At 35.1% G+C, this 9431-nt stretch carries 7 protein-coding genes and 1 pseudogene; all 8 read left to right on the plus strand.

What is annotated here, in order from left to right; translation table 11 throughout:
- Positions 1-1058: pseudogene (locus J416_RS12360) on the plus strand (ISL3 family transposase); the annotation flags it as partial.
- A gap of 96 nt (positions 1059-1154) precedes the next feature.
- Entirely contained in the window at positions 1155-1385 is a 231-nt protein-coding gene (locus tag J416_RS12365) for a tyrosine-type recombinase/integrase (protein ID WP_276116631.1), read from the plus strand.
- A 134-nt stretch (positions 1386-1519) separates the two neighbouring features.
- The gene (locus J416_RS15165) at positions 1520-3118 is read left to right on the plus strand and encodes an RNA-binding domain-containing protein (RefSeq protein WP_003472811.1); all 1599 of its coding nucleotides are present in this window, start codon (positions 1520-1522) and stop codon (positions 3116-3118) included.
- Positions 3119-3198: 80 nt separating this feature from the next.
- Positions 3199-3459, plus strand: coding sequence for a hypothetical protein (locus J416_RS16335; protein ID WP_003472815.1), 261 nt, complete (start codon positions 3199-3201; stop codon positions 3457-3459).
- Positions 3460-4926: 1467 nt separating this feature from the next.
- Complete coding sequence (locus J416_RS12380; protein ID WP_003472818.1) at positions 4927-5826, plus strand: helix-turn-helix domain-containing protein; 900 nt, start codon at positions 4927-4929, stop codon at positions 5824-5826.
- 156 nt (positions 5827-5982) lie between these two features.
- Positions 5983-6762, plus strand: a complete 780-nt coding sequence (locus tag J416_RS12385) for a carbohydrate ABC transporter permease (protein ID WP_003472823.1) — start codon at positions 5983-5985, stop codon at positions 6760-6762.
- A gap of 176 nt (positions 6763-6938) precedes the next feature.
- Positions 6939-7781 (plus strand): carbohydrate ABC transporter permease, encoded by an 843-nt coding sequence (locus tag J416_RS12390; RefSeq protein ID WP_003472828.1) that lies wholly within the window; start codon positions 6939-6941, stop codon positions 7779-7781.
- A 55-nt stretch (positions 7782-7836) separates the two neighbouring features.
- Positions 7837-9258 carry an extracellular solute-binding protein gene (locus J416_RS12395; RefSeq protein WP_003472829.1) on the plus strand — a complete coding sequence of 474 codons (1422 nt, stop codon included), beginning with the start codon at positions 7837-7839 and terminating at the stop codon, positions 9256-9258.
- Positions 9259-9431 lie beyond the last annotated feature (173 nt).

The following is a 9431-nucleotide window of genomic DNA, read 5'->3' on the forward strand; positions in this document are numbered from 1 at the left end:
ACTATCAGCTTCACGTAGAATTAGAGAGGAAGCCGCATTGTTGCCCAACTTGTGGATTGGTGACGGATCGTATTCATGATTATCGTATACAGAAGATCCAGCATAACCAGGTATGTAGTAGACGTACCGTCTTATTTTATCGAAAGCGTCGATACAGCTGTATTAATCAAGGCTGTGGCAAACGATTTTATGAAGAGAATACTGTGGTTCAACGTTATCAACGGCAATCCATCGAGTACAAACAAGCGATAAGTATGGAATTGATTCATGGCAAGAACTTTAAAGATGTTGCGTCTCGTTTTGATACCTCACCAACAACCGTTATGCGTCGCTTTGATGCCATAAGTGCATCCATGTTAAACGAAACAAAACAGTTGCCAGAAGTCATTGCGATTGATGAGTACAAGGGAGATACTGATGGAGAAAAGTTTCAAACGGTGATCGCTGATCCGATCAACAGAAAACCATTAGATATTTTATCAGACCGAAAAAAAGAAACGGTAAAGGACTATTTAAAACAACATGGAGATAACGTCAACGTGGTGGTCATGGATATGAGTTCATCTTTTAAAGCAGCTGTTGATCAAGCATTAGGCGGTCCCGTGGTGATCGCTGACCGTTTTCATTTTTGTCGCTATATCTATTGGGCTTTAGAACGTGTCCGAAGGAAAATTCAGAATGAATTTGATGATTATGATCGTAAGAAGTGTAAAAGAATGCGCCATGTATTCTATAAACATCATGAAAATCTAACGGCAAAGCAGTTGTGGTACTTACAATATTACTTAGACAAATCAGATGAGTTAAAGAAAGCCTATCAATTAAAAGAAGCCTATTGTTTATGGTTTGAAACAGCAAAGCAGTTGGCTCTAAACGGCTTACAAGAAGTGAAAGAGCAGTTATATCAATTTTATGATCTTGTGAAGGCAGCAGGCATCAAGGAATTTGAAAGAGCTATCAATACCTTTCAAAATTGGCAGAAAGAGATTCTAAATAGCTTTGTCTATGATTTACATAATGGCTTTGTGGAAGGCATTAATAACCAAACCAAAGTCATCATCAATATAAACAAGTAAATATAAGAGTCGCATAAATGAGGAGTGAGCAACGCTAACCCCAACATTTGACTTAGAGCCGTTTCAGAACGAACAGGTGTGTTTACTGACCGAGGGATTCAAAAAATGCTAACTAAATATGGTAAACTTGACAGTATGACAAACATTACTCCACACCACTTCCGCTATAGCTTTTGTAGGAATTTGGCAAATGCCGGAACAGCTATTGCAGTGATTAAGCGCCTTGCTAGGCATGAAAGTGTGGAATCGATGATGATATATGTTGACTCTTCTTACGAGGAACAGTTGAAGGCTTTGAAGAAGATGTAAGTAATTTTGGTGGAAAAAAGTAAGGATTTAATGTACTAAATGTAAAGATAATATTTCTAACAAGATAGTTTTTAGGGTAAAATTGAGATAGTAATTATATGTCCGGATATTTAAATGTTTATGGAGGTGATAAAATGAATAATTCAGATTTTTTGGATCTTATTATTGATAGTGGTGAAGATGCAGAACTTGAATGTAAACTGGCTAAAGGTAAGGTTCCCAAAGAAATGTGGTATTCTTACTCTGCATTCGCTAATACAAATGGTGGTATTATACTTTTAGGTGTAAAAGAAGAAAAAGGTGAGTTTTTTCCTGAAGACGTCGATGTAGTTAAACTTCAAAAGGATTTTTGGGACAGTATCAATAATCCTCAAAAAGTAAGTGCAAATATTCTACAAAATGATGATGTTGTTCCTCTAGAAGTTGATGGGAATAGCATTTTAAAGATTGTTGTTCCGAGAGCTATGCGTCAACAAAAACCAGTTTATGTTGGGCAAAACCCTTATGTGGGTACATATCGTCGTAACTTTGAAGGGGATTACAAATGTAGCGATAAAGAGGTCCAACGGATGATTGCGGAACAATCTTCTTCTTCGCAAGATAGTCAGATATTAGAGAATTTTGATATGAATGACATTAATATGGAATCACTAAAAAATTACCGTAAAAGGTTTGCTAACTTAAAACCGGATAGTACGTGGAATGAACATGATGACATAGAATTTCTAACTAGAATAGGTGGATGGAATAAGGATCGCGTATCAAAAAAAGAAGGTTTGACAATTGGAGGGTTACTAATGTTTGGTGAGGAAAAGTCTATAACTGATTATTTTCCTCACTATTTCTTGGATTACAGAGAAAAACTTTCTGATATTCCGGGGCAGCGGTGGTCCAACCGGATTACCTCTCAAGATGGAACATGGTCTGGAAACTTATATGACTTTTACTTTAAAGTCATTGGTAAAATAACCTCTGATATTGACGTTCCATTTCAAATAGAGGGGGATGAATTTATTCGGCAGACTGAATCACGTGTTCATAAAGCTCTTAGGGAGGCAGTTCTAAATACAATAATTCATGCAAATTACTTTGGCGAAGTGGGAATTGTCATTGAAAAGAAAAAAAGCTTTTTCCGTTTCTCTAATCCCGGCATTTTAAGAATGCCTTATGAAAAAGCAATAGTTGGTGGAAATAGTGATCCGAGGAACCCACTGATCTTTAAGATGTTTGCGCAAATTGGTTTAGGTGAGCGTTCAGGATATGGGTTAGAAAGTATTCATACTACTTGGAAACTACAGCATTGGAAAAGACCAGCACTTTTGGAAGAGTTTCAACCGGAAAGAACCACCCTAACTTTGTTACCTACTTCCTTGTTACCCAAAGAAATTGTGTCTTATATAAAAGAGGCCTTAAAAGACCGATCCCATCTCCTTTCACCAGACGAGCTATTGGTACTCGTAACTGCTTATCAAGAAAAAAATGTGACTAATGTTCGTTTGCAAGATTTGACAAACAAACATTCAACAGAAATAAATAAAATATTGTCTAACTTAGTTGAAGAAGGTTTATTATTACCACAAGGTTTTGGACGTGGGACAACATATATACTTTCTGATGCCTTTGTAGATAATGAAGAAAACATGCTAAGTGTTAGTAATGAAGAAAACATTGATGAGAATATCAATAACCTAGGTAGTAATGAAGAAAGCCCCGGTAATAGAGGGGAAAGCTAGGTAATAAGAGAAAAAACTTAGGTAATAATAGAGAGGCCCTAGGTAGTAATGAAGAAATTCCTACTGAGAACAAGAGGCTGTTGGGAATTGCAAGACCAGCACGGGAAAAATCAAGACTAAAACCTGAAGTATTAAGAAACTTAATATTGTCTTTGTGTTCTAATCAATTTTTAACTGTAAATGAATTAGCCTATTTATTAAAAAGAGATTCCGGTGGTTTGAGAAAAAACCACATAAAAAAACTTGTAGAAATGGGTAAATTAGAGCCACGTTATCCAAATACTCCAAGTCATAAAAATCAGGCTTATAAAACAGTACAGCATACTGAAAGTAATAATTAAGAAGAAGGTTGGGGCATAACAAAAAACAATCAATTCCAAAAAAGAACAATTAACTATTTCCAGAGCAGGTTTATGCACCGACCGTTATTCCAATTAAGTTTGGGTTTTTCTTTGTTAAAAACTTTTTTGCCCCAACCTCTTTTTTAAAACTAAATAATTTTAATTCCTGAGATAACTTTATTTATATTCTTATAGAACATTAAAAACCTCGGTAACAGTGAAGTGATCTTAGGTAATAACATCTATAAACATCGGTAATAGTAGAAGGTGCCTAGGTAATAACAGTCAAATCCTAAAATGTTAAAGGGAAAACGTATTTTACCAAACAGTCAATTATTCCTTCATGCTTACTAGTGTCTTAAACGGTTAGGTATTATAAACGAATTTCTTTATTAGATTTAACAAGTAAGGTGAAATATGTGCCAATATGAATAAAACGATAGAAATACCATGGAAGTCGATACTAAATAATTGGATGCGAAAACCAAGATCCATTGTATATTCACGGTATTTCCCTTATTAACATTAGTGGGTTTCAACAATTCCAATGATCCCTTAAAGCTTTTTACATATCATTAAATAAATTGTTCAGGCAACCTGATTTAAAAACTTTTGTAGGTGTATGTGATTACACTATTCTTAGACTAACATCACTTCCACTATGTTATGTAAATCTTATGAGAGTAAAATATTATCGTATATAATAACGTAAAAACCATTTAGAGCAATATGAGAATGATGTTGTATAGTTGGGAACAGTAGAGCTCAGACGAATTGTTGATGTATTTAATCAGAAGGTTGAGCAATTTCAGTCAAATGAAGAGCAATAAGATTTAAACATTGAATCTTTAAAATTGGTACCATTTTAATAAGTAATAAAGAAAACGTCTACATTCACAGGGAGGGTAATGGGAAAGTGTTCTGTATTTTCTGTAATGGCTCATGACAAAACACTAGATTAATTATTGTTATTGATAAAAGTAATAGGTTATGACGTAATGAATGGCGATTTAAAAGACACCAAACATGCTTAATAACGAACAGACAAGTTTTTCTAGAACAATAAATGTACGATTGATCCTGATGTAACGGATGTTTAATTGGAAAAGTTGAAACAATTAATGAATGCCAGTAGAAAAAGGTGTTGTGAATGGATAGCAAGTTATAAAGGATCTGAAATCCGTTGGTTATGAAGGATATATATAAATTGAAGATTTTAGTAACCAATATGAAACGCCAACTACACTCTTTTCAAACACTGCATCAAAATATCGATCATTCTCTGAAATTATGCCGCACTGTATATTCTATAAAATCGAAACCTGTTTCTCTTTCTTCTCCGCTTTTAATTTTTTAAAATTTGGGATTGCATTTTCAATGTTTAAAATTAGTGGAGTGGGTTTTCAGTAGCTTCTAGAATCGTTTCACATGGTTTATAAGCATGCATAAAACGAGGGGGGATAGGTCATGGAAAATATATATGAGTCAATTGAAAAGTTTAATATTGTCTACCGAATGGTTGATGTTGATTTTCAAAAACAAGATTTTTTTGTCCACTCTCATAACTTTTATGAAATTTATTTTTATCACAATGGGGATTGTAAATTATTGATTAATGATGACATTATTGATTTGCAGAAAAATGACATATTTATTATGAATGGCTCGAGTTTACATGGACCTTCACCAGAACCTAATTGTCCATATGAACGAAGTGTTATTGAATTTTCTGATGAGTGGATTCGGCCGATTCTCGATAAGATGAATGCATCAGAGCTCCTGTCACCTTTCGATGAATTATCGAATTCATTATTACGAAATGTGGATAGGCTGGTATATGAAAAAATAATGCAACTGGTTAAAAAAATGCAAATTAAACAAATCCAGCAAAGAGATCATCATAAAACGGAGATTCAAAAGCGTTTATTGGAAGCGGAAATTTCGACATTATTGATTGAATTATTATTTATAATATATGAATTAAGCAAAGGAAAATTAAATAGTGTTCCATTAGACAACAATGAAAAGAGTTGTCATGTTAATCGTATTATTTCATGGATCGACCAGCATTTTCAAGATGATATTTCATTAGATAATATTGCTAGTTCCCTTCATATCAGTAAGTACTATATGTCAAGAATATTTAAAGACATCACAGGTATGACCATTATGCAACATTTAGTGCATCGTCGGTTAGCACGAGCAAAATATTTATTAGAAATGCAATCAAATAAATCGATATTAGAGATAGCAATAGAGGTTGGATTTGATAGTTCCTCACATTTTAGTCGAAAGTTTCGAGAATGCTATTTAATTTCACCTTCTGATTATCGTAATAAAATGAGAGAAAGGAACACGACTGGTTAAAGGAGTAATATTATACAATCGCTTTAATCGTTAGGGCAACTAATGTCCAGTAACACATTTCTGAATCACGATATCCTGATTATTATATAAAATCAGAATGTTCAGTAGGAATTTAGCTGTATTAGAAAAAGCTGATTTAGAAAGGGAGGGAAAGTCTTGAATAAAGACAGAGCAGAAATGGGAACGAATGTATCCGTATTGTCTAACGAAAATGTAGAAACTATTAAAAAGAAAAATAGAAAATCCACTTTTTCGTGGTATCTATTTTTGTTGCCAAGTTTTGTAGGTATATTATTATTTATGGTGTATCCAATATTAGAATCATTTCGATTAAGTTTTTTTCAATCAAATGGTACTATTGAAAACTTCATAGGATTAAAAAACTTTCAACTCGTTTTAACATCTAAAACATTTTGGAATTCTGTCTGGAATACATTCTTCATTGCATTCCTCCAAATTGCAATAACTATTCCATTAGGATTCATTTTTGCATCTATGATTAACTCGGTTCGAAGAGGTCAGAACTTTTTTAAAGTTGTTTATTTCTTACCGAATGTAACATCAATTGTAGCAGCTGCGATGATCTTTCAATTTGTATTACACCCTGAGATGGGAGTTGCAAACTATGCTTTAGATGCTATCGGTTTGCCAACATCTTCATGGTTCTCAGATCCGTCTACCTCTAAATGGGGGGTAATTCTATTAGCGGTATGGCATTGGATTGGTTTTGTCATCATAATTTGTTTAGCTAATTTGCAAGCGATTTCAAGTGAGATGTATGAAGCTGCAAGAATTGATGGTGCTAGTCGGATACAACAATGGCTATTTATCACGATTCCTAATATGTCAGGTACTTTCGCTTTTTTATTGATCACAGGTTGGATCGGTGGTTTGCAACGTTTTAATGAAGTGTATGTGCTGGTGGTCGAACGGTAGTCCTGCTCGTTCAATTCAAACCATGGGGGCCTTCATTTATGAACGAGGTTTTACAGGATTTGAATTTGGTATCGCCTCGGCAGCAACATATATTATGTTTATCATTATTTTAATCTTTACTTTTATAAATTTAAAAGTATCTAAAATGAACTTGTAGAGGTAAAGGAGGTAAGAAAATGAATCAAAAGTCGATGGATAAACTAACTGGAACAGTAAAGTTCGTGATTCTGTTAATATTTGGCATGCTGTTAATGATGCCTTTTATATGGATGGTGAGTGTAGGATTTGATCGAAATGCAAATATTACGATGCCTTTTCCACCACAACTGATTCCAGAGGAAATCTCATCATTTAACTATGGAATTGTATTTGAAAATGGTCGTTTGATTCAATCATATATTAATTCTGGAATAGTAACGACAAGCTCTGTTGCTCTTCAGGTAGGTGCTTCCTTATTAGCAGGTTATGCCTTTTCGAAAGGAACATTTAAATATAAAAGATTACTTTTCATTTTAGTATTATGTACCTTGATGATTCCTATGGAACCAAGATTGATTCCACTATATACGTTATTCAACTCTTTTGGTTTATTAAACTCTTTTTGGCCATTAATTCTGCCAACGGTAATCAATGGGATGCTTATCTTTCTATGTAAGCAATTCTTTGATCAATTGCCGACCACACTTAGAGAAGCCGCACAAATAGATGGAGCTGGTGAATTTCGTATTTTCTTTACTGTTTATTTGCCGTTAGCTGGACCGATTGCGGCAACAATGGTGATCCTTTCTTTTATTTGGAGTTGGAATGATTTTATGTGGCCATTAGTAGTTCTTAACGATCAAGAGCTTCACACTGTACCACTATATCTCGCAAGTTTTTCACTCGAGAATGGTACTAGTTTAGGTGGTTTAACGATGGCATTAGCCACTGTTAGTATAATACCAATCGTCGTAATGTATCTCTTCTTACAAAGATACATTATTCAAAGTATTGCTTTAAGCGGAGTAAAGGGGGAATAGATAACTCAGCTATCAGTGAACTATTCAGTCTATTAATTAACGGGGGTGTAAAAAAATGAAAAAAATCAAATGGTCACTATGGTTAGTGATTGCGTTGCTATGTTCAATGGTTATTATGACAGCTTGTAGTTCTGATGATGAAACAGGTGGAGAGTCCGATGCAGGTACTGATACGAATGGAGAAAACAATGGTAATGGAGAAGAAACAAGTTCTGAAGGTGGAGAAAACTGGGAAGGTCAATCGATCAATGTTCAATTGATCGGGGACTTTGATTTGGAAGATTCAACAGATCCAACTACTGGTGAAAGTAGAAAGGGTTTACAAGATATTAAAGATCAATTCGAATCCGAGCATCCTGGTGCAACTGTTGAATTTACACTGATGCCGTGGGAAGGGTATACGGAAAAAACACAAGCAATGTTAACCTCTGGCGACGCAGATGTGTATCAAATGCCTGGTATCGCAGACTTCGCAGCACAAGGACTGCTTGAACCGCTACAACCTTGGATAGAGGAAGATGATGAGTTCACAACTGATATTTTCATTGATAATCAGATGAAAGGTTGGATGGCATTAGGACCCGATAGTGATGAATTAGAGGTATATGGCTTACCATTTTTGGGTGATGCTCGTTTTATTGCTTATGATAAACAGCTATTTGATGAGTGGGGAGTAGAGTATTTGTCAGAATATCCTACTATGGATGAAGTTGCTGAAAAGGCAAAGCAATTGACGGGTACAAATCCTGAAACTGGTGAGGAAAACCACGGCATCTGGTTCCGAGGTGACTGGTCTTCTGCTTTTACATTAGTTAACCTTGCTGAAGGACAAAATGGAAGATGGGGAACAGGCTTTGCATGGGATGAAGTTGAGTTTGAATTCGATAGTCCTGAAATGGTCTCTGGTCTTGAGTGGTTACTTGAAATGCAAGAATATGCACCAGAAGGTCTAGTGAGTAATCAAGGTTCAGAAAAATGGTTAACACATGACAATGATATTGGCATTATGTTAAATCAAGGACCCGGATTAATTATTCAAGCCAAAGCACAAGACTTAACTGACAGAATTGGGATTGTTCAGGAATTCAAGAATGATGACGGCATGGGTGGTATGTTTGCTGGATCTCCTATCACTATGGCTGCCGACAGTGAAAACAAGGAATTAGCTTGGGAATGGATGAAGTTTGCAACGAGTGAGACTGTACAGAAATATATATTTGAAGAAACTGATGGAAATCCTTCTATAAAATCTGTGAAAAACTGGGATAGCTATGCTGAAGTTGAAAATCTAATGGCTCCAACAATTGAGGCAATGAGTACACCATATACGACTCCTCGATATCATTGGGCATCTTCTCAACCTCGTTTCATCCTAACGTCTGAAGTGGAAGCTGCTCTAACAGGTGAAAGATCGGCACAAGAAGCACTAGAAAAGGCGCAAGAGGAAAGTATGGAATGGTTAGAAAATCGTCAATGAGTAAAGTGAAACTAAGTTCTTTTATTTCAGGGTATTATTGATCCTAATGGATGGATAACAAAAATTGTCAACGGGTTAGTTGTTCCAACCATCTTAGTTTCATAAAGTATGTAATGGGCTTATAAAACGCTAAGTATCATGATAAATGGAGGTAAACAAAAAGGGAGGCATGC

The sequence above is a fragment of the Gracilibacillus halophilus YIM-C55.5 genome (assembly GCF_000359605.1).
GTDB classification, from domain to species: Bacteria; Bacillota; Bacilli; order Bacillales; family Amphibacillaceae; genus Gracilibacillus; species Gracilibacillus halophilus.

Excerpts from the sequence above, each read along its gene's own strand:
- J416_RS15165 (WP_003472811.1), top strand. The coding sequence starts at position 1,520 with ATGAATAATTCAGATTTTTTGGATCTTATTATTGATAGTGGTGAAGAT.
- J416_RS12380 (WP_003472818.1), top strand. The coding sequence starts at position 4,927 with ATGGAAAATATATATGAGTCAATTGAAAAGTTTAATATTGTCTACCGA.
- J416_RS12390 (WP_003472828.1), top strand. The coding sequence starts at position 6,939 with ATGAATCAAAAGTCGATGGATAAACTAACTGGAACAGTAAAGTTCGTG.
- J416_RS12395 (WP_003472829.1), top strand. The coding sequence starts at position 7,837 with ATGAAAAAAATCAAATGGTCACTATGGTTAGTGATTGCGTTGCTATGT.